Source organism: Sphingobacterium bambusae (assembly GCF_033955345.1).
GTDB classification, from domain to species: domain Bacteria; phylum Bacteroidota; class Bacteroidia; order Sphingobacteriales; family Sphingobacteriaceae; genus Sphingobacterium; species Sphingobacterium bambusae.
The window spans coordinates 982,597-1,003,473 of sequence record NZ_CP138332.1 but is presented as its reverse complement, the minus strand read 5'-3'; the positions used below and the strand labels follow the sequence as shown (position 1 = coordinate 1,003,473).

The following is a 20,877-nucleotide window of genomic DNA, read 5'->3' as shown; positions in this document are numbered from 1 at the left end:
TGCCGCGTGTTAATGCAGTGATTGCAGCGCGGAATGCGTATGAAATATGAAAAACAAAGATAGTCAATCTAGCTGTTTTAACGAATAATAAAAGCCACCCCTAACCGAGATGGCTTTTCTTATATTTCGTTGAAATTAGTTTTTCACTAATTCCGTATTCACAATGATGTCTACATTTGCTGCAACAGCAGGCACGCCAGTAGGTAATTTGTCGTTATACTTGATGTTGAAGTCTAAACGATTGACGGTAGTTTTTGCTGTAAATCCTGCACGTGTTTTTCCCCATGGATCCGTGATAATGCCATTGTTTTGTTGCACATCAAAGGTTACTTTTTTCGTTACGTCACGGATGGTAAGGTCGCCTGTTAATGTATATTTTCCTTTGCCTGCTTTTTTAAGAACGGCATTTTTCAAGGTGATGCTTGGAAACTTCTCGGCATTGAAGAAGTCATCGCTTTTCAAATGACCATCGCGTGCTTCAATGCGGGTGTCAATGCTATTTACATCAATAGTAAAACCAACGCTTGCACCATTGAAATCTTCGGCAGATTTTGTCTCTACAGCACCTTCTAATTTCTTGAATTGGCCATCAACCATGGAGATACCCAAGTGGTTTACAGAGAAGAGTACGTTAGTGTGTGCTGGATCAACAGACCACTTAACCTGAGCGAATGCAACGTTGACCATTAATGCGGCCGCAAACAAAACGGAGAATAGATTTTTCATTTTTTTCTTATTTGATTTCTTTCCACAAATCTCCACAAAGCGTGCAGGCTGCACATTGATGTATGATAAGAAATTAAAAATATGTACGTGCAGGTTTGTGCGCGGCATCGCGATAGCTGGAGGGCGTTGTGGATGTAATAGATTTGAATGTTTTGTGAAAGCTGACGAAATTTTGGAATCCGCAATCAAAACAGATTTCTTTGATACTTGCGCGCGTGTCACTAAGCATCTTGCAAGCCTGACCAATTCGGAACTCATTTACAAATTGGACCAGTGTCTTTCCTGTTTTCTGTTTAAAATAACGACAAAAGGAGTTTGATGTCATCCCGGCTAGCTGGGCAATTTCTTCCAGTTGAATCTTGCCCCGGTAGTGCAACCGTATATGTTCGAAAATTTTATTCATACGTCCATAGTCTTCCTGTTGCTGCGGATTAGTGTATTCTTCGCTGACAAGTGTTGTTAATCGGGGCAATTCCGTTATGGCACATAAGGTGTCCAATAAACTGCTGAGCTTGGATAATGGCGTTTTTTGGGCTAGTCCGTCAAAAAAATCTGGCAAGAAATTATGCTGTATATCTAGCGAGATAGCGCGCTCGGCAGTTTTATAGATTTTTTTGATCAAACGTGACTCAGGTAGGTTTAAGAAATCAGCGCCGCAAAAGTCTACTCTGAAGTGTACCACGTGTATGTCTGCACGATCGGGTTGCTCGCTGCGGACGTACTGCTCGTCGAATAGCCAATAATGGGGCGTGTTGGGGCCAATCAATACCAAAAAGTTATCCGAGAACGGCTGAATACAATCGCCAACGAAAAAAGTTCCATTACCCTTTCTGATGTAAATGAATTCCAGTTCTTCATGATAATGCCAAATATTATGGTTCTGCGGCATATAGTCATGGCGGACGCTTAGCGTTCCAGCCTGCGATCCGCTGTGATTTAATCGCTGTATGTACATGTTTTACCTGCTAAAATCAACTGCTTTTGGTGTCGATATGCTCCATGTTTAAAGCTCGAATGTGCAATTGATTAACTAATTTATTCAATGATGCAGATCAAATATCGTGTAAATATGATAAAATAGTTTATTTATTCGGTAAAATAGTTCAATGTGCGCTTGCACTTTTATTTTAGCTTTACATCTCCAATGTAAATCTTATGACGCAAACAAAAAATTACGCACTTGCCATTGTTCTGATAACATCCCTGTTTTTCTTTTGGGGCTTTATTCATAATCTAGATCCTATACTTATACCGCACCTGCGCAATGCATTCAGTCTTACGCATTTTCAGGCTTCATTAGTTGACTCGGCGGTATTCATTGCTTACTTTTTACTGGCTATACCTGCCGGTATTATCATGAAGCGTTTCGGATATAAAGTGGGCATTGTGGTAGGGCTCTTGCTGTTTGCCGTGGGCTGTTTTCTTTTTGTACCTGCTGCAAACACGATAAACTATGTGTTCTTTTTGGGGGCGCTATTTGTGGTGGCCTGTGGTCTTACGATCTTGGAAACTGCGGCAAATCCTTATATTACGGTGCTGGGCGATCCGTCGAAAGCCACGCAGCGATTAAATTTCGCGCAATCGTTCAATGGCTTGGCTGCATTCCTTGCGCCAATTGTTGGCGGAAAATTTATTCTTACCGAAGAGCCCAAAACAGCCGAGCAGATTGCTGCGCTGTCCGAAGAGGCACGCAACATCTATGTGCAAACGGAGACAGCTTCTGTAAAAGGTCCTTATGTGATTTTGGGGCTGATTATATTGGCAGTAACCGCTGTGTTTATCTTCACGAAGTTGCCGGATATTAAAGAAGAAGGAGCCAACAGCGGCGGAGTGTTTAGTGCCTTTAGACATAAGAATGTCACTTGGGCTGTCGTTGCACAATTCTTTTATGTGGGCGCGCAAGTCTGTGTATTAAGTTTCTTGGTCATGTTTGCGACGGATGTCTCCGGCATAGCGCCGTCAGATGCTAAATATTACGCTGGTGTTGCTGGTCTTGCTTTTATGGTGGGCCGCTTTATCGGAACATTCTTCATGCGTTATGTAGCTCCCGTAAAACTGTTGCTGCTATATGCTATCATTTCGGTGTTGCTGACATTTGTGGTGATTTATGGAACGGGATTGTTGACGCTTTATGCCTTGATCGGCATAGCTTTCTTCATGTCTATCATGTTTCCTACGATATTTGCCGTCGGTGTAGAAGGAATCGGCGCAGATACTAAATCGGCCTCTAGCCTTATTGTGATGTCTATCGTGGGCGGTGCAATATTACCACCGCTGCTTGGGCAGTTGTCAGACTCTACGGGAAGCTTTCAATTGGCATACTACGTGGTGCTTGTTTGCTTTGTTGTTGTTGCGCTCTTTGCGTGGAACAATAAAGGTAGTGAGCTGCGCGAAGCTAAGGGAGGTCATTAAAACAATAATAAAGAGATATACTATAATAATTAGAGAAGAGCATGAGAAGATTTGCGCTTGCATTGGATCTGGTCGATGATCCGCAATTGATTGCCGAGTACGAACGTTACCATGCGTCGGTATGGCCAGAGATCGAAAAGTCGATCTTGGAATCGGGGGTAGAGCGAATGGAAATTTATCGCTTTTCCAATCGTTTGTTTATGCTGATGGAAGTGGATGACGCATTTTCCTTCAGTAGAAAGGACGAGATGGATCAGGGAAATGCCAAGGTGCAACAGTGGGAGGAGCTAATGTGGAAATACCAGCAGGTGGTTCCCGGTGCCAAACCTGGCGAGAAATGGGTGATGATGGATAAAATTTTTGAGTTAGAGAAATAATGGATAGCGTACGATTGTCATATTTGCAGATTCATCCAGAGGATAATGTATTGGTCGCTTTGCGTGACTTGCCAGTAGGATTTGTGGTAGATTTTCAAGGAGAACAGTTTCCCTTGCTAAGTGCTGTTGCCGCAAAACATAAATTTACGATTACTGCTTTGCCACAAGATGCACCGATTTTTATGTATGGCGTATTGGTCGGTAAGATGAATGTTGCCGTAGCGCAGGGGGAGGTCATTACGACAGCAAATCTCCGTCATGCTTCGGACGATTTTAGGATGGGTACCCGGAAATTGGCTTGGACCAAGCCAGATGTATCGCGTTTTGAAGGACGTACATTTGAGGGCTTTCATCGCAGCAATGGCACTGTTGGTACGGCAAACCATTGGTTGGTTATTCCGATGGTTTTTTGTGAAAACAGAAATGTGCTGACCTTGAAAGCTGCACTGGAAGAGAAGTTGGGCTACCAAGTGGAATCGAAAGATTATTCCGATGAGGTGGATGCACTTATATCCCGTTACAAGTCGGGGGCATCGGTAGATGAGTTGCTTGCTGTAGACCTTTCGTCGGCGAAAGCCAATGTGCGTAAAAACCGCTTATTTGCCAATGTGGATGGCGTGAAGTTTTTGAACCATGATATGGGATGTGGTGGTACACGTATGGATTCCGACGCACTCTGTGGTCTCTTGGCGGGCTATGTAACGCATCCTAATGTAGCGGGCGCAACGATCTTGAGCTTGGGCTGCCAGCATGCGCAAGCATCTATTTTGCGCGATGAAATTAAGAAACGTGATCCACAATTTGATAAGCCACTTTTTGTTTTTGAGCAGCAGTTAGAAGGCACCGAACAGGAGCTGATGCAGAAAGCCATCAAAGCTACCTTTGCGGGGCTAAGCATCGCCAATGAACAAGAGCGCCAGCCGGCTTCGCTTGATAAGCTGTGCATTGGTTTGGAATGCGGAGGCTCAGATGGTTTTTCGGGCATATCTGCAAATCCGGCCTTGGGCTATCTTTCGGATATGTTGATTACTCTTGGGGGATCCGTTATTTTGGCGGAGTTTCCCGAGCTGTGTGGCGTGGAACAGGAACTTAGCGATCGTTGTATTGATGAGGCTACGGCAGAAAAGTTTATGCACCTGATGAAGACCTACAATGCAAAGGCGGAGGCCGATGGTTCGGGCTTTTACATGAACCCCTCGCCGGGGAATATTCGCGATGGACTGATCACGGATGCCATAAAATCTGCCGGAGCAGCCAAGAAAGGAGGCACTTCGCCGGTAACAGCGGTGGTGGATTATCCCGAATTGGCGAATCTGCCGGGGCTGAATCTTTTGTGTACACCGGGCAACGACGTGGAAAGTACCACGGCGGAAGTTGCTGCGGGAGCGAACGTGGTGCTTTTCACAACAGGACTGGGAACGCCTACCGGAAATCCTGTGGCGCCGGTGATCAAATTGTCCACCAACACGAAAACCTTCGAGAAGATGCCGGATATCATTGACTTGAACTGTGGTACGATCATCGATGGTGAAGAGACCATCGAGGACGCGGCACACCGGATCTTGGAGTATGTGATCGAGGTAGCAAGTGGTGTTTCGCAGCCAAAGGCTGTACAGCTCGGGCAAGATGATTTTATTCCATGGCGAAGGGGAGTTTCGCTGTAGTCTAACCGTATAAACTAAAAATATTGATATGAAAAAGTTATTGGTCTTTGCATTACTGTTCGGCTTGCTGAGCGGTTCTTTCGCACAAACTGCCTATCAACCTAGTGCGGCGAATCTGGAAAACAGGAAATGGTTTGCCGAATCGCGTTTTGGTGTTTTTATACATTGGGGTGTGTATTCCGTGCTGGGTGATGGCGAGTGGGTGATGAATAATAAAAATCTAGGGATTAGTGAATACGGGCTTTTGCCTACATTTTTTAACCCCATTGATTTTGATGCGAAAGCATGGGCCAAGCTTTTTAAAGATGCTGGAGCGAAGTACATTACTTTCACCACAAGGCACCACGATGGTTTCTCGATGTGGGATTCGAAAGCTTCGGATTATAATATCGTGAAAGCAACACCGTTCAAACGGGATATCGTGAAGGAACTCGTCAATGCCTGCCGCGAGGAAGGTATTCGTATTATGTTTTATTATTCTTTGTTAGACTGGAAACGGGATGACTATGCTCCATTGGGACGTACCGGGAAAGGTATAGCGGGTAGGCATGTGGATCGGGGATCTTGGGATAAGTATATACAGTTTATGAAGACCCAGCTCACGGAGTTGTTGACAGACTACGGACAGATCGATGGCATTTGGTTTGATGGGCATTGGGATAAACCGGATGCAAATTGGCATTACGATGAGATCTATTCGTTAATTCATTCGCTACAGCCACAATGTTTAATTGGTAACAACCATCACGTTGCGCCTTTCGAAGGGGAAGATTTCCAAATGTTCGAGCGCGACCTTCCTGGACATAACACCACGGGTTTTGGAACAGCGGCTGATGCTGTTGGGAATTTGCCCAAAGAGGTTTGTGGCACTATTGCGGGATCTTGGGGCTTTGATATAAAGGATAGGCAACAGAAGTCATTTAAAGAGGTGCTTACCTATTTGGTGAAAGCGGCCGGTTATGGTTCGAATCTGCTGCTTAATGTTGGGCCGATGCCGAATGGAGAAATTCAGGATTATCAACAGGAACGCTTAAAGCAACTTGGTGAATGGCTGAAAACCTATGGCGAAAGTATTTATGGTACCGAAGGTGGCTTTGTTGCGCCAACCGACGACTATGCCTTGACAAAAAAGGGCAATACGGTATATGTACATCTGCTCAATACCGGAAAAGACAACTTTTTGATACCCAATTTTAAGTTTAAGGTATCGTCGCTGACTTCCTTTGATGGAAAAACAAAAATTAAATATCACCAGCTTGATAATAATGTGTTGGTGGTGCAGCTGCCTGAAGGAACGCCTGATACAGCAGATTTAGTATTAAAGTTAAGTATAAAATAATATGTCGAAACTGAAGAATAAGGTGGCCATCGTTACCGGTGGCGGTAGTGGCATCGGACGGGCGATTGCCGAGCTTTTTGCCAATGAGGGCGCTGAGGTTCATATTTTGGATCTGAATGCCGAAGTTGGTCAGACCGTTGTAGACGAGATTGTCGCACGTGGCGGGCAGGCCAAGGTGCACGCTTGCAATGTGGGTGTACAGGAGGAGGTGGTAGCCATTGTGTCTGCCATTGGCCATGTAGATATTTTGGTGAACAATGCAGGTATTGCCCATGTTGGCAATCTTGAAAACTGTGCTGCAACGGACTTTGAACGTGTGTTCAACGTCAATGTGAAAGGCGCCTACAATGCGCTTTATGCCGTTATTCCGGCGATGAAGAAGCAAGGGGCAGGAGCTATCTTAAATCTAGCTTCTATTGCTGCCGTGGTAGGTATTGCAGATCGTTTTGCTTATTCGATGAGCAAAGGAGCGATTTATGCGATGAGCATGTCCGTGGCGCGCGATTATATGAAAGATAACATCCGCTGTAACTCGATCTCGCCAGCTCGCGTGCATACGCCTTTCGTGGATGGCTTTATCGCAAAGAACTATCCCGGTCAAGAGGCCGAAATGTTCGAAAAACTGTCGCAATCGCAGCCTATAGGCAGGATGGCTAAGCCAGCGGAAATTGCTAAATTGGCATTGTTTCTCTGTTCGGAGGATGCAGCTTTCATTACGGGGAATGATTATCCTATTGACGGCGGCTTCATCAAATTGAACAATTAAAAGGTAAAAATTAGAAAATCAACATGTAAAAATGTGGTCAGCGCTGGAACGATGTGTTTGTATTAAATACGTGATCCAGATCACCACTACCCAATACTATATAAAATGAAGTTACTACGTTTTGGAGAATCAGGAAAAGAGCAGATTGCTGTTCAAATTGATGGTGTAAACTATGATGTATCAGCCTTTGGCGGTGATTACAATGAACAATTCTTTGCGGAGAATGGTTTAGCTAGATTGGAAGAATTTGTGAAAGCCAATGCCGGAAAATTGATTGAGGTGCCTCAGGGAACGAGGTTGGGCGCGCCGTTTGCGCGACCTTCAAAGATTGTGTGTATCGGTCTTAACTATAAAGATCACGCGGAAGAGACTGGTGCGCAGATTCCCGCAGAGCCCATCATCTTTATGAAATCAACCACCTCTTTGGCGGGGCCAAACGACCAAATTATTATACCAAGAAATTCTGAAAAGACCGATTGGGAAGTGGAATTTGGTATCTTAATCGGCAAAAAAGCATCTTATGTAGATGAAGCCGATGCGTTGAACTACATTGCGGGCTATGTGCTGCACAATGATGTCTCGGAGCGTGCTTACCAACTGGAACGCGGTGGAACTTGGGACAAAGGAAAAGGCTGTGATACCTTTGCGCCTATGGGGCCTTATCTAACAACAACAGACGAGATTCCCGATATCAACAACGTACGTCTTTGGTTAAAGGTGAATGGCAAAACTTTCCAAGACGGAAATACAAGCAACTTGATTTTCTCTGTAGCTCATGTGGTATCCTATGTTTCTCAATTTATGACCCTGCTTCCAGGAGATGTGATTTCCACAGGCACGCCCGCAGGTGTTGGCCTAGGATTCAATCCGCCAATTTACCTGAAGGCTGGTGATGTAGTCGAATTGGGTGCCGATTACTTGGGTGAATCGCGTCAGGAAGTCATTGCTTACAAAGGTTAATAGAAGGGGAAGTCGCTATGCGTATCGATGCTCATCAACATTTTTGGATTTTTAACGCGGAACGCGATGCTTGGATAACAGATGATATGGCTGCCATCCAGCGTAATTTCCTACCGACAGATTTGGCTCCTCTCTTAAAAGAGAATGGAATGGACGGCGTTATTGCCGTTCAGGCTTCGCAATCTGTTGAGGAGACCCAGTTTCTCGTGGATCTCTCGACGATGTATGCTATGGTAAAAGGGGTTGTTGGTTGGGTAGACCTGCAGGCCGACGATGTGGAACAACAGCTAGAGCAGTTTAGTCAGCATAGGATAATCAAAGGGTTTCGTCATGTGATAGAAGCAGAAGATGATCCTGATTTTTTAGTACGGCCAGCCTTTCTGCGCGGTATAGCCGCTTTAACGAAGTTTAAATATACCTACGATCTGTTGATTCGCCCTCGCCACTATGCCAGCACGCTTGCTTGTGTGGCGCAGCACCCAAATCAAAAGTTCGTTTTGGATCATATGGCTAAACCGAATATTCGCAGTGGAGAGTTTACGGCTTGGGCGGCATTTATTGAAAAGCTAGCCGCTTTTCCAAATGTATATTGCAAAGTGTCTGGACTGCTTACCGAAGCCCATTGGAGCCAATGGATGTTGGCTGATTTCAAGCCCTATGTACAACATGCTATCGCCTGTTTTGGTAAAGAACGGGTAATGTTTGGTACGGATTGGCCTGTTTGCACGCTGGCGGGTTCTTACGCTGATGTGGTGCGTGTGGCGACAGATAATTTATCGGATTTCTCTGCTGCAGAACGCGACGCTTTTTGGGGTGGAAATGCAGCTAGTTTTTACAATGTTTAAGTGAAAAATAACAATGGATTTAAATTTAAGCGATAAGATTTTTATAGTGACGGGCGGTGCCAAAGGCATAGGTCGTGCTATTGTGATTGCGCTGGCCAAGGAAGGCGCTGTGCCCGTAATCGTGGGCAGAAAACAAGCTGATAACGATTTGGTGAAAGCGGAAGTGGAAGCGCTAGGAGGAAAGGCACTGAGCGTGGAAGCAGAGCTTTCTGATCCAGAAGCCTGTCGGCGGGCTGTGGAGAAGACATTGTCGGTTTATGGTCGCATCGACGGGTTGGTCAATAATGCTGGTCATAATGACGGGGTGGGGCTCATCTCTGGGAGCTACGAAGGGTTTGTGGATTCTTTGCACAAAAACTTGATTCACTATTACCTGATGGCGCATTACTGTATCGATGCCTTGCGTGTGTCTAAAGGAACTATCCTGAACATCAGCTCGAAGACTGCTGAAACGGGGCAAGGAAATACCTCGGCCTATGCTGCTGCTAATGGTGGACGTAATGCACTTACGCGCGAATGGGCTGTAGAGCTGCTTCCGTACAGTATACGGGTGAACGCTATTATCGTTGCAGAGTGTGCAACGCCACAATATGATTCTTGGATACAAACGCTTGATAATCCGGAAGAGACTTTGCAGAAAATAACCGACCGTATCCCATTGGAACATCGGATGACAACGGCTGAGGAAATTGCCAACACGACGGCATTTCTACTATCGGATAAATCGAGCCATACCACCGGGCAATTGATTCATGTCGATGGCGGCTATGTGCACCTCGATCGTTCGTTGATTAAGGAAAATTAAAAAGTAAAATAGCTAATAGGGTATAGCCAAGTGATGGGGTGAAAGATTACACACCGTCACTTGGCTTGTTTATACGTACTACTCGTTATGCGGGCCACTTGGAGCCTCATCAAAAGGCTCAATATGAACAAACACATTCCCGATGTTATCAATATGAGCTATCAGATAATCCTTCAGTCGATGGGCAATTTCATGACCCTCTCGAACGGATATGTGAGGCGCAACGACCGCATGCAGGTCAATTTGGAAGAGCATACCGATCTTTCGGATGTAGCACTTCTCAATCAGTAATACGCCATCGACTTTTAGGGATTCCCGGCGTACCTCTTCTTCCAGCTCTTCATACCTGTTTTCGTCCATGATTTCCGCTAAGGCCGGACGAAATATGCCGTAACAATTGTAGATAATCAAGCCGGAGGCCAAAAGAGCCGCCCAGTCGTCGGCGCTTTCATAGCCCTCACCGCAAAACAGTGCGATGGCGATACCGATAAAAGCGGCTACTGAAGTAATAGCATCACTACGGTGATGCCAAGCATCTGCCTTTAAGGAGGTGCTATTTAAGGCTTTGCTGCGCTTCATGATAATGCGAAACGATGTTTCTTTCCAAATAATGATACCAGCAAGCACAATTAAGGTCCAAGGCTTCGGTAAGTCGTGTGGTGTTTTGATATTCTCGATACTTTCCATCGCGATTACAAAAGCCGAAATCACCAAAAAGATAACAACGATAAAAGTAATCAGTGGTTCTATCCGGCCGTGGCCGTAGGGATGTGATTGATCGGCCGGACGTTTGGAATACTTTAGACCCAATAACACGAGAAAAGAAGAAAAGATGTCAGCTGTAGACTCGATGGCGTCGGCAATCAGTGCATAGGAGTTTCCGAAAAATCCCGCAAGCCATTTAATTAATGCCAAGAGAAAGTTGGTGAGGATGCTGAAATATGTCGTTCTTATTGCTTTATCGGAGTTTGACATACGCGCTTTTTTTGCCAAAGATAGGGCATTTATCGCAAGGAGCATGCTTGTTGACGAAAAAAGATTTCATAGATCTTATGGAAACCTGTAGTACATATGTCGGCTTGTTTTTCCTAATATAAGTTGCCTCCACGAATTTGAACCGCTATAGCTTGTTTGCAAAGGTAGGCCGAATGGGCTAGGCATGCTTTTTGGTCAGTTTTAAAATAAAACGTATATTGCTAATATGAAAAAGATGAGGTGGATACGCGCATTTCAGCTGTTTGATCAATTTCGTAAGACGTCCATTTCGCAGGATGATCTGGATCGTGCGGAATCAAAAGCTGTAAATTTGGCAGATAAGATGAATGATTTTAAATTGCTGATTGCCATGGCGAAGGATAGTCTTGCTGGTCGCTACAAAATGAATAAATGGAACCTATCGGTTATTGTGGGAACTGTGATCTACGTGCTGTCGCCCCTAGATGCCATTCCTGACGTGGTTCCTATCCTAGGATGGCTGGATGATCTAACGATTGTTGGCTACGCCATCAGTAAGCTTTCCGAAGAAATGCGAAAATATAAGGAATTTAAAGAAAAAGGTACGGCTGCTGTTGCATAGCAGCGCCTTTTTAGGTTTCTTGTCGAAGCGGTTTGGCTTTAGTATTGTCTTCCGATAGGCTATCCTATCCCGGAGCAGGTCGTGGCAAATATCAGCACAAATGCGACAAAAGCCAGTACCAAAAACGTTGTTAACGGTGTCCTTCTCATTGTTATCCTGTGTTTAGTGTGTTTGTGGTTAGAGTATAAACAATTAGTATGCCCAAAAGTTCGGACATTTACCGTTTATTTAAACTTCACTTAACACAGGTCTATAAACGCCCATTTAAACAAGTTTAACGCACTTTATTACTTAAAATAGTACTGTCTACTATTATGGTATTTGGCGCCTTATACTGTATAGTATTTTGTAAATTGATTAACTTGTAGCTATTCATTTACAAGCCTTTAGTCGCTGCGATACTTATGTAAGCTGCTGCATCAATTGATCGAATTCAGCTCTCAAGGTGCTTAGCTGTTCCTCAAGACTTGATACGCGTTCTTCCAACTCTTGAACTTTATTTCCCCCTGTACTTTCACTCGAATGTGCGGTTTCATAGTCTTCTTCGTTCACCTCGCCAAGTAGGTGTACATAGCGTACTTCTTTTTGTCCGGGTCGTTTCGCTAACATCTTGACAAATGGCGGATCTTGCTCTTGTAAACGTGTCAACACTTCTTGCACTTCCTCGATGCTCTCGAAGTCGAACAAACGACCGGCATTAGAGTTGATCTCTCCAGGCGTGAGTGGCCCTCTTAAGAGAAGTAAACATAAAGCAGCCAAGTCTTGTGGAATCAACGGATACTGGATAGCAACATTATGTTTGTATTTGGTAACCCGGCTTCCGCCACCCACTACCGTAGAAATTAAGCCGCGCTTGCGCAGGCTGTCCAAGGCCTCAATTATTGTGTGTTCATCGTAGGAAACTACCGGCTTACGAGATGATTTCTGATTACAGGCAGCTTGCAAGCTGTTGAGCGTCATGGGGTAATACTCGGGTGTAGTTTTGGATTTTTCCAAAAGGGAACCAAGAACACGTAGTTCCACGGCACTCAATACGGGTAAGCTCACTGTTTCGTCCATCTCTATTAAATTAATTTGGTCTATGTTTTTCGAAGATAAAAAAAATATATAGTTTTCAAAATAGAAATAGCCATGTGCTCACGCCCTTATCGAAAGGAGTTTTTTAGCCTTAAATCTTTTAGTAAATTCGCGGTAAACAAAAAGATAAACTGTGTTACGCATTGCACACCATCCTGCATATATACATCCGCTTCGGGAAGGACATCGTTTTCCGATGCTGAAGTATGAGCTTATCCCAGCGCAACTGATACACGAAGGGGTGGTCACAGCAACTAGTTTCTTTATGCCGAAGCTAGCACAGCGGACAGATGTCTTGTTGGCACATGACGAAGCTTATGTGCAAGCATTACTGGACTTGACCTTGGACGCAAAGATGGTCAGGCGAATAGGCTTTCCGCTATCAAAAGAACTGGTGGATCGGGAGCTTTATCTCGTTGATGGCACCATACAGGCCAGCATATTTGCACAGCAATATGGTGTGGCCTTTAATACGGCTGGAGGTACGCACCATGCTGGGCGCGACTTTGGTGAAGGTTTCTGTTTATTAAATGATCAAGCTGTTGCCGCAGCCTACCTGTTTAGGCGTAAGTTGGCGGAAAGAATCTTGATTATCGATTTGGATGTGCATCAGGGGAATGGTACCGCACATATTTTTGCAGGACACGGAAATATTTTCACCTTTAGCATGCATGGCGAGAAGAATTTTCCGTTTATCAAGGAGCGGTCACATGTCGATGTTCCACTGCCGGATGGTATGGAGGATGAGGCTTATTTAGGCCTACTTGAAAGTACTGTAGAACAAGCCTTGCTAAGGTACGAACCGGATTTTGTATTTTATCAAGCTGGTGTGGATATTCTGGCTACGGATAAGCTGGGAAAGCTGAAGCTTAGCGAAGAGGGCTGTAGACTACGCGACAAATTTGTTTTCAAAGCCTGCCGCGAACGTGGCATCCCTGTACAGGTGAGTATGGGCGGTGGATATTCTGTGCACATCAAGGATATTGTTAATGCTCATGTCAATACCTATAAAACCGCAATAGAGGTATTTGGCTTTTAATTGTAGCTTTTACCGTGCAACCCCTGATATTTTCGGTAACACTTTGTATTTTTAAATTTTAATTTTGACTATTTAATTTTCTTCATGTTTTTTCACCAAGACGCTACATTCGAACAATTGTCCATACACCGGGTCGGTAATAAAGCTCAAGACGAGTTTTATGTGTTGTCGGATAGTCCTATTGACCTTAGCCAAGACGAGGTTTTGCCCGATTTATTGATGCAATATTTTATGAAGCCTTTTAGCAAGGCGAATGAGGTGTATCGATTCTACCATCCGAATGATGATCTGCAGTTGAATGAGGTTTATTACTTCAGCAAGCAGTTCTTTGATGGTAAGATCGCCTTTCACGATATGTCGCAGCAACTTGCAAAGCACCTGTACGAAGTGTCGGAACATCCGAAAATAAAAGGAGGGGAACTATATATCGTTGCGCTTAAAAATGTACAAATGGAAGGGGAGGACCACGATGCTATCGGTATCTTTAAGTCGGAAAACAAGGAAGCTTATTTAAAGGTATATCCCAATGGCGAAGGCTTTGACCTCGATTATGAGCAAGAAGCGATCAATATCAACAAGTTGGATAAAGGCGTGGTGATTGTCAATGTCGAAGATGAGGAGGGGTACAAAGTGTTGGTTGTCGATCAGACAAACCAATCGGAAGCCGTGTATTGGAAAGATGATTTTTTAAAAATCCGCACACGTAATGATAATTATCAGCAGACGGGGAACATCATGAAGGTGTATAAGAAGTTTGTTAACGAAAAGCTGGACGAGGTTTTTCAGCTGGAAAGCGCGGATAAGATCGATCTGCTTAATCGTTCGATGAACTATTTCAAAACAAAAGAAACCTTTGACCAAAGTGAGTTCGAAGAAGAGGTTATTGCCAACCCTGATGCGGCTTCTCTTTTTAAAAGTTATCAACAGAATTTCGAAGAGGAGTTCGATACTTCCTTCCAATCGAGTTTCGACATAGCCACGCCTGCGGTTAAAAAAATGGCGTCGGCCTACAAATCCGTCGTTAAATTGGATAAGAACTTCCATATCTATATTCACGGCAAACGGGATTACCTCGAAACCGGATTCGATGAAGAACGGGGGCTAAATTACTATAAATTGTATTTTGAAAACGAGACGCAATCCTAATAGAAAGTGGTCTTTGAGCATTAAGCGTCAGTATATTAGTATTGCCGTGCTGTTGCCAATCATTTTTCTTTTGGAGCTGTTTAAGCAGTATCCAAATGCTGTTGAGCGTTACTATAGCCAAGGATTTTATTCCTTGTTTTCCTATTTGCCAAAATGGCTTATAGGTTGGATACCTTTTAGTGTTGGTGATCTATTCTACATTGTGGCATTGCTGTCGTTTCTGGGTCTTATTGTGGGCGCCATCATTCGACTATTTAGAAAGCAGTGGCAGCTGGCTTGGTTGTATGTACTTCGTGTTTTTACGTTGTGCTTGCTGCTATATGGCTACTTCTACGTGAGCTGGGGGATGAATTACTATCGTGTTCCGCTGCAGGAGCAACTTCAACTCCAGGTGGATAGCCTAAATCAAGACGATTACTTGGATGTATTGAATCGTTACATTGATACGTTGAATAAGCTGCGTGCTCGGATTGATACGACGGCATTGGACAGAGCAAAGGTGCAGCATGAATTAGCTGCGATGATGAGAGAGAAAACGGAATTTCTGCCTATGCTGTCTCGCACACAGGTGTGTGCTAAAAATCCGCTGTCCAGCGAACTGGTCTCTTATTTTACGGTCACCGGTTACCTCAACCCGTTTACGCAGGAGGTGCAGGTAAATGCTATAGCTCCTACTACATCATATCCGTTCACAGTGGTGCATGAACTGGCGCATCAAATGGGCATAGGTTTTGAGGACGAGTGCAATTTTATCGCTTTTTTAGCGCTCCACGATCATCCTAATTTACGTTACCAATATGCGGCCTACTATGAAACGGTCGAGTACATGTTAAGGCCACTTTATTTTCAAGATGAAGAGCGCTACCGTGCTTATGTGCTTAAATTGTCTGATGCGGTGAAGGGGGACTACCGTGATGATCGTTTGTTTTGGCAACGTTATCGTGGCCCTGTAGATCGTCTGATGGGCTTTTTTTATGGCAATTACCTAAAGCATAATAATCAACCGGAGGGGGCAGCACGCTACTCGTTGATGTCTCGCCTGGTAGTAGCTTGGGATAGGAAGCAAGAAACTAAATAAAAACAAAAGCGAGCTGCAAGGCTCGCTTTTGTTTTACTATTAAACATTCATTTTGGCGCGTACCACTTTCACCAAGAAGGTGTAGGCCAAAATAGCGCCTATGGCCGCCATCACTACCCCGATTAATGACGGGTAATTGTAGGCGTAGCCCATGCTGATAGGAATCGCACCTAAATAGGCTCCAAGTGTATTTCCTATATTAAAGCTGGCTTGTCCTCCGGCAGCGGCAAAGGTTTCTGCTCCCTTGGCATTGTTGATCAACATCATCTGCAAGGGCGAGCCTATAGAGAAAGATATCATACCCGTAATGAAAGCCATTGGATAGGCCAATTGGGTAATATGTGCTGTGAAAAACACCACAACCAAACAGATGGACATCGCCGAAAAGCTTAATATGGCCGCTTTCGATGGCGATATGGTGTCGGAGAGCTTTCCGCCGATGATATTACCGAAAAACATCCCTAAGCCTATGAGTACCATAATAATCGGCACACGATCAGCATCTAGTTTGGAAACAAAGGTGACGAGTGGCGCAATGTAGGAGATCCACGCAAAAAGGCCTCCGGTTCCTATAGCGATAACGGCAACCATTAACCAGGCGTCCCAACGTCCAAAATACCCGATCTGTTTCATGATGTTACCATCTTTATTCGCCTCAATCTTTGGCATCCAAAAGTAGATGGCCAAAAAGGTTACCAAGCCCAAAAGGCTGATGACGCCATAGGTAATGCGCCATGAATAGTGATGACCTACATAGGTGCCTAAGGGTACTCCGGCAAGATTAGCTATGGTCATGCCGGTAAACATCATGGATATGGCTTGCGCTTCTTTTCCCGGTTTGGCTAATCGTGCTGCTACAACCGATCCGACGCCGAAAAATGCGCCATGTGGTAGGCCCGCAATAAAACGAGAGGTTAACAGCAGGATCTTATTTGGTGCAATGGCAAAGATACCATTGAAGACAAAAAAGAGCAGCATCAAGAAGAGTAGCACGCGCTGTGGCGAGTATTTGGACGTAAATGCGACCAAAGTAGGTGCACCTACCACGACTCCCAATGCGTATAAGGCTATTAAGTTACTGGCAGTAGGAATATCTATATTTAAATCTTTGGCGATGTCGGGGAGGATACCCATCATGGTAAATTCTGTCATACCGATGGCTAATCCACCGAGGGCTAAGGCGATTAGTGATTTGTTCATGTAGTGTGTGAATGAGAGGGCAAAGGTAAGTTTTATTGAGGAATGCGACTAATTAATTTTTTGTGAACATTAGAAATCTGTAAATATGATCTGCTGATAATTTTTTGATCGGAATTCTACGATTAAATGCACGTAATTTTTAACTTTATCCCAAGTAATTTAGAACCTTACGCGCAAATTTTATGTTTCGACAACGAACAGTATGTTTTTTTTATGGTTTATTGATGTTTGTTTTTGCTGTTTCTTGTGAACAATCGGATAAAAACAAGGAAACGTCGACCAAAGTCCCCGAGAAGCTGGTGCTGACAGAAGAAAATGCCAAAGTAATATTTGCACTTCCTACCCATTGCTTAACGGTGGAATATCCCAATAAAATGGGCGAGGTATTGGGGAGTGCCGCAGATTTGAAAACACCAAAAGTACTACGCCCCATTTTTTACGGCTGCTTTGACTGGCATTCGTCGGTACACGGTTATTGGTCCATTGTTCGTTTGCTAAAGATGTACCCAGAGCTTGATGCAGCTGGAACCGTTCGACAGCAGTTGAAAGCGCACATCACTAAAGAGAACCTATCTGTAGAACTTGCTTTCTTCAACGATAAGAACAACCTTAGCTTTGAGCGCACCTATGGCTGGGCTTGGCTAATGAAGCTACAGCAGGAATTGCTTTCATGGGAAGATCCGGATGCTAAACAATGGGCCTCCGTATTGCAGCCTTTGGCCGACTTGTTGTCTAAACGCACGCAGGCTTATCTAACGAAACTTGTATACCCTATACGCACCGGTCAACACGAAAATACAGCCTTCAGTTTGACGCTCATGTACGAGTATGCGGAAGCGATGGGGGATCATGATTTGCTGAATGCGATAAAAACAAATAGCCTGCGCCTCTTCGAAAACGATAAGAATTGTGATCTAGCCTACGAGCCCAGCGGTTCTGATTTTCTTTCTCCTTGCTTGGAAGAAGCGTACCTGATGAGCAAGGTTCTCGCTAAAGACGAATATAAAACTTGGCTACTCAATTTTATGCCGGTGCTATTCGAAAAGCAAGTAGACCTGCTACAACCTGGTATCGTGAGCGATCGTACCGACGGCAAATTGGTGCACCTTGACGGCTTGAACTTTAGTCGTGCCAATTGCCTGTATGGCATTGGACGCGTGATTCCCGAATTGCAAGCCACTTTGGTTCCGTTGGCCAATCAGCATATCGAGTTTTCCCTTAAGAATATATCCAACGACGATTATATGGGTAGCCATTGGCTGGGCACATTCGCGCTGCTAGCGCTATCTAATCCCAGCCAATAGTTGCTGAATGACGGAAAATAAGCTGTCGTTACCGATGTAGTGGAATGAGGGTATTGTTCTCTAGGCGAACCTTGACAATTTGAATGCTGCTAAAGCCATCTTCTTTGGAGATGATAGGCGATAGATCAATGCCTTTTTTCGCCAAGGCTTTGAGAATCGCATTGCGGAAGGTCGATCGCGAAGCGCCCCAACCGTCACTTTCGACGATGTCATTGTTGATGGTAATCAGCTCCGGAATACTGTAGTTGCTAAATTGCTCCTGCAGATGGGAGGATAAATGAAGGACTGTTGACATACAATTTAAAATTAAAAGTTTAACCATAAATTGTATCCAGAAATTTGTGGGTGTAAAAACAAGCGTTAAACACATTAATTTTGGCTCTTTACCCGTATTATTTTACCACCGTGGTGACGACACTCGGTTGGTATTGCCTAGGCAATTCTGAATACTCTACAAATTTAGTAGTCTTTTTTGTTTTCTGCAACTATTTTATTAAAAAATGTAAACTCGTCAGTTTTTTGTTTTTCTAACGTCAGCAAACTGTCATCCTGTCTGCAAATCTCCTTTTGGAATATTCCTTGTTGATGCCATTAGCATAAAGTAGATAAAAACATAATAGTATATGCAAGAAAAAGGTAGTATTTCGATTCACACCGAGAACATCTTTCCGGTGATCAAAAAGTTCCTCTATTCGGATAACGAGATCTTTTTACGGGAGTTGGTGTCCAATGCAGTGGATGCGTCTCAAAAAATTAAACGTTTGTCGTCTTTGGGCCAGTTTCAGGGCGAGCTTGGCGATTTGACGGTCGACGTTAAATTTGACGAAGCGGCGAAGACGATCACGATCTCTGATCGCGGTATCGGGATGACCGCGGACGAGATTAAAAAATATATCAACCAGATCGCTTTTTCTGGCGCGACCGAATTCATGGAGAAATTCAAGGAAGCAAATGATGCCAATGAGATCATCGGTCGCTTTGGATTGGGCTTCTACTCGGCGTTCATGGTGGCCGACCGCGTAGAAATCGAATCCCTTTCTTACCAAGAAGGAGCAGAGCCAGCACATTGGACTTGCGATGGCAGTACATCTTACGAAATTTCGGAAGGTAGCCGCACCGATCGCGGTACGGATATTATTCTACATGTGAACGAAGAGTCGATCGAGTTCTTGAATAGAAGTCGCTTAGGTGATATCCTGAATAAGTATGCACGCTTTTTACCTGTTCCGGTTCGTTTCGGCACCAAAACCGAATCGCAAGCCGATGGTGAGGATGAAGAAGGAAAGCCAAAATATACATCCATCGACGTTGATAACATCATTAACAACACAAACCCTGCATGGACAAAAGCGCCGGCAGATCTAAAAGATGAGGATTATCTAGCATTCTACCGCGAGCTGTATCCAAATTCCATGGATGAACCTTTGTTCTGGATTCATTTGAACGTGGATTATCCATTCAATTTGACTGGTATTTTGTACTTCCCGAAAGTGAAAAACGAGATGGAGATCCAACGCAACAAAATACAGTTGTACTCCCGTCAAGTGTTCATCACAGATGAAGTGAAGGATATTGTCCCAGAGTTTTTGATGTTGTTACAAGGGGTTATCGACTCGCCGGACATTCCGTTGAACGTTTCTCGTTCGTTCTTGCAGGCAGATAGCAATGTGAAGAAAATCAATAACTACATCACCAAAAAAGTAGCCGATAAATTGAACGAACTGTTCAAAGCTGATCGTAAGAATTTCGAAGAGAAATGGAACGATATTGGCCTCTTTATCAAATATGGTATGTTGAGCGATGAAAAATTTGCGGAGAAAGCCAACGACTTCTGTTTGTTGAAAAGCACGGATGCCTCAAGCTATACCTTGAAGGAATACTACGAAAAGGTAAAGGATATTCAAGTCGATAAGGATGGTAACATCGTTTACTTGTATACCAATGATCAGGCGCAACAAGATGGCTTCATCGGCTCTGTAAAGGCTAAAGGCTATGATGTATTGGTGTTGGATGGTCCTTTGGATACGCATTTTACCAGCTATTTGGAGCAAAAAGGTGGCGAGAAGGTACAGGCTAAGCGTGTAGACGCGGATGTCGTAGACAAGTTGATACCGAAGGACGAACAGCAAACGCTTAGCCTATCGGAGGATGAGTCGAAGAAAGCCTCTGAGATCTTCGAAAAGGCTATCGCTAGAACGGATATGAAGGTGGAGATTGATGCCTTGGCATCGGACGATCTACCCGTAGCTGTTACGCTAGACGAGTTTATGCGACGGATGAAAGATATGGCTAAAACAGGTGGTGGAATGGGCTTCTATGGTACCTTACCTGATAACTATAAGGTAACGGTTAATGGAAACCACCCTTTGGTAAAACGTATCATCGAAAGTGGCGAGGATGAAGGTGCTCGATTAGCCAAACAGGCTTTTGATTTGGCATTGTTGTCACGTGGCTTACTGACCGGTGCTGATCTGACTTCCTTCGTGAAACGTAGTGTAGAGATGATCTAGGTAGCCTTAAGAAAAGCTTTTTACAGTTTTTAAAAGTGGCAAAAGGGGATATG

The 20,877-nt window shown here is 44.2% G+C and carries 20 protein-coding genes and 1 riboswitch; of the genes, 14 read left to right on the top strand and 6 right to left on the bottom strand.

The genetic code is table 11. The features are described 5' to 3' along the window. Window positions 1-135: 135 nt before the first annotated feature. The gene (locus tag SCB77_RS04205) at window positions 136-726 is read right to left on the bottom strand and encodes a YceI family protein (protein ID WP_320185177.1); all 591 of its coding nucleotides are present in this window, start codon (window positions 724-726) and stop codon (window positions 136-138) included. 73 nt (window positions 727-799) lie between these two features. Further along, window positions 800-1,681 (bottom strand): AraC family transcriptional regulator, encoded by an 882-nt coding sequence (locus tag SCB77_RS04200; protein WP_320185176.1) that lies wholly within the window; start codon window positions 1,679-1,681, stop codon window positions 800-802. A 200-nt stretch (window positions 1,682-1,881) separates the two neighbouring features. Between SCB77_RS04200 and fucP the strand changes: the two genes are divergently transcribed. The 8 genes from fucP (at window position 1,882) to SCB77_RS04160 (ending at window position 9,894) form a co-directional block, all read left to right on the top strand. Then, window positions 1,882-3,138, top strand: a complete 1,257-nt coding sequence (gene fucP, locus SCB77_RS04195) for an L-fucose:H+ symporter permease (RefSeq protein WP_320185175.1) — start codon at window positions 1,882-1,884, stop codon at window positions 3,136-3,138. Between the two features lie 41 nt (window positions 3,139-3,179). Continuing rightward, the gene (locus SCB77_RS04190; RefSeq protein ID WP_320185174.1) at window positions 3,180-3,515 is read left to right on the top strand and encodes an L-rhamnose mutarotase; all 336 of its coding nucleotides are present in this window, start codon (window positions 3,180-3,182) and stop codon (window positions 3,513-3,515) included. Then, entirely contained in the window at window positions 3,515-5,179 is a 1,665-nt protein-coding gene (locus SCB77_RS04185; protein WP_320185173.1) for a UxaA family hydrolase, read from the top strand. The genes SCB77_RS04190 and SCB77_RS04185 overlap by 1 nt, the downstream gene beginning before the upstream one ends. 28 nt (window positions 5,180-5,207) lie before the next feature. Further along, entirely contained in the window at window positions 5,208-6,518 is a 1,311-nt protein-coding gene (locus SCB77_RS04180) for an alpha-L-fucosidase (RefSeq protein ID WP_320185172.1), read from the top strand. Window position 6,519: 1 nt separating this feature from the next. After that, window positions 6,520-7,284, top strand: a complete 765-nt coding sequence (locus tag SCB77_RS04175) for an SDR family NAD(P)-dependent oxidoreductase (RefSeq protein ID WP_320185171.1) — start codon at window positions 6,520-6,522, stop codon at window positions 7,282-7,284. A gap of 105 nt (window positions 7,285-7,389) precedes the next feature. Beyond that, the gene (locus tag SCB77_RS04170) at window positions 7,390-8,244 is read left to right on the top strand and encodes a fumarylacetoacetate hydrolase family protein (protein ID WP_320185170.1); all 855 of its coding nucleotides are present in this window, start codon (window positions 7,390-7,392) and stop codon (window positions 8,242-8,244) included. Window positions 8,245-8,261: 17 nt separating this feature from the next. Further along, window positions 8,262-9,089: an amidohydrolase family protein gene (locus SCB77_RS04165; protein ID WP_320185169.1), complete on the top strand. Its 828-nt coding sequence runs from the start codon at window positions 8,262-8,264 to the stop codon at window positions 9,087-9,089. 13 nt (window positions 9,090-9,102) lie between these two features. Then, on the top strand, window positions 9,103-9,894 hold the full coding sequence (locus SCB77_RS04160; RefSeq protein WP_320185168.1) for an L-fucose dehydrogenase: 792 nt from the start codon (window positions 9,103-9,105) through the stop codon (window positions 9,892-9,894). Window positions 9,895-9,972: 78 nt separating this feature from the next. Here the strand turns inward: SCB77_RS04160 and SCB77_RS04155 are convergent, their stop codons facing one another. Further along, the gene (locus SCB77_RS04155) at window positions 9,973-10,869 is read right to left on the bottom strand and encodes a cation diffusion facilitator family transporter (protein WP_320185167.1); all 897 of its coding nucleotides are present in this window, start codon (window positions 10,867-10,869) and stop codon (window positions 9,973-9,975) included. Window positions 10,870-11,095: 226 nt separating this feature from the next. On the opposite strand from SCB77_RS04155, the gene SCB77_RS04150 reads away from it, so the two are divergent. Further along, entirely contained in the window at window positions 11,096-11,470 is a 375-nt protein-coding gene (locus SCB77_RS04150; protein ID WP_320185166.1) for a YkvA family protein, read from the top strand. A 402-nt stretch (window positions 11,471-11,872) separates the two neighbouring features. Here the strand turns inward: SCB77_RS04150 and SCB77_RS04145 are convergent, their stop codons facing one another. Continuing rightward, complete coding sequence (locus SCB77_RS04145) at window positions 11,873-12,529, bottom strand: YceH family protein (RefSeq protein WP_320185165.1); 657 nt, start codon at window positions 12,527-12,529, stop codon at window positions 11,873-11,875. A 151-nt stretch (window positions 12,530-12,680) separates the two neighbouring features. Between SCB77_RS04145 and SCB77_RS04140 the strand changes: the two genes are divergently transcribed. The 3 genes from SCB77_RS04140 (at window position 12,681) to SCB77_RS04130 (ending at window position 15,810) form a co-directional block, all read left to right on the top strand. Then, window positions 12,681-13,586, top strand: coding sequence for a histone deacetylase family protein (locus tag SCB77_RS04140; RefSeq protein WP_320185164.1), 906 nt, complete (start codon window positions 12,681-12,683; stop codon window positions 13,584-13,586). Between the two features lie 84 nt (window positions 13,587-13,670). Continuing rightward, window positions 13,671-14,732, top strand: coding sequence for a nucleoid-associated protein (locus SCB77_RS04135; RefSeq protein WP_320185163.1), 1,062 nt, complete (start codon window positions 13,671-13,673; stop codon window positions 14,730-14,732). 13 nt (window positions 14,733-14,745) lie between these two features. After that, on the top strand, window positions 14,746-15,810 hold the full coding sequence (locus SCB77_RS04130; protein ID WP_320185162.1) for a DUF3810 domain-containing protein: 1,065 nt from the start codon (window positions 14,746-14,748) through the stop codon (window positions 15,808-15,810). A 39-nt stretch (window positions 15,811-15,849) separates the two neighbouring features. On the opposite strand, the gene SCB77_RS04125 is transcribed toward SCB77_RS04130, so the two are convergent. Further along, entirely contained in the window at window positions 15,850-17,010 is a 1,161-nt protein-coding gene (locus SCB77_RS04125; RefSeq protein WP_320185161.1) for an MFS transporter, read from the bottom strand. Window positions 17,011-17,234: 224 nt separating this feature from the next. On the opposite strand from SCB77_RS04125, the gene SCB77_RS04120 reads away from it, so the two are divergent. Further along, window positions 17,235-18,314: a DUF2891 domain-containing protein gene (locus SCB77_RS04120; RefSeq protein WP_320185160.1), complete on the top strand. Its 1,080-nt coding sequence runs from the start codon at window positions 17,235-17,237 to the stop codon at window positions 18,312-18,314. A gap of 28 nt (window positions 18,315-18,342) precedes the next feature. Here SCB77_RS04120 and SCB77_RS04115 read toward each other — a convergent pair whose 3' ends face one another. Then, window positions 18,343-18,609 (bottom strand): 5-oxoprolinase, encoded by a 267-nt coding sequence (locus SCB77_RS04115; RefSeq protein ID WP_320185159.1) that lies wholly within the window; start codon window positions 18,607-18,609, stop codon window positions 18,343-18,345. 65 nt (window positions 18,610-18,674) lie between these two features. After that, window positions 18,675-18,769, bottom strand: a riboswitch (SAM-I-IV-variant riboswitch). Window positions 18,770-18,937: 168 nt separating this feature from the next. On the opposite strand from SCB77_RS04115, the gene htpG reads away from it, so the two are divergent. Further along, window positions 18,938-20,824 carry a molecular chaperone HtpG gene (htpG, locus tag SCB77_RS04110; RefSeq protein ID WP_320185158.1) on the top strand — a complete coding sequence of 629 codons (1,887 nt, stop codon included), beginning with the start codon at window positions 18,938-18,940 and terminating at the stop codon, window positions 20,822-20,824. Window positions 20,825-20,877 lie beyond the last annotated feature (53 nt).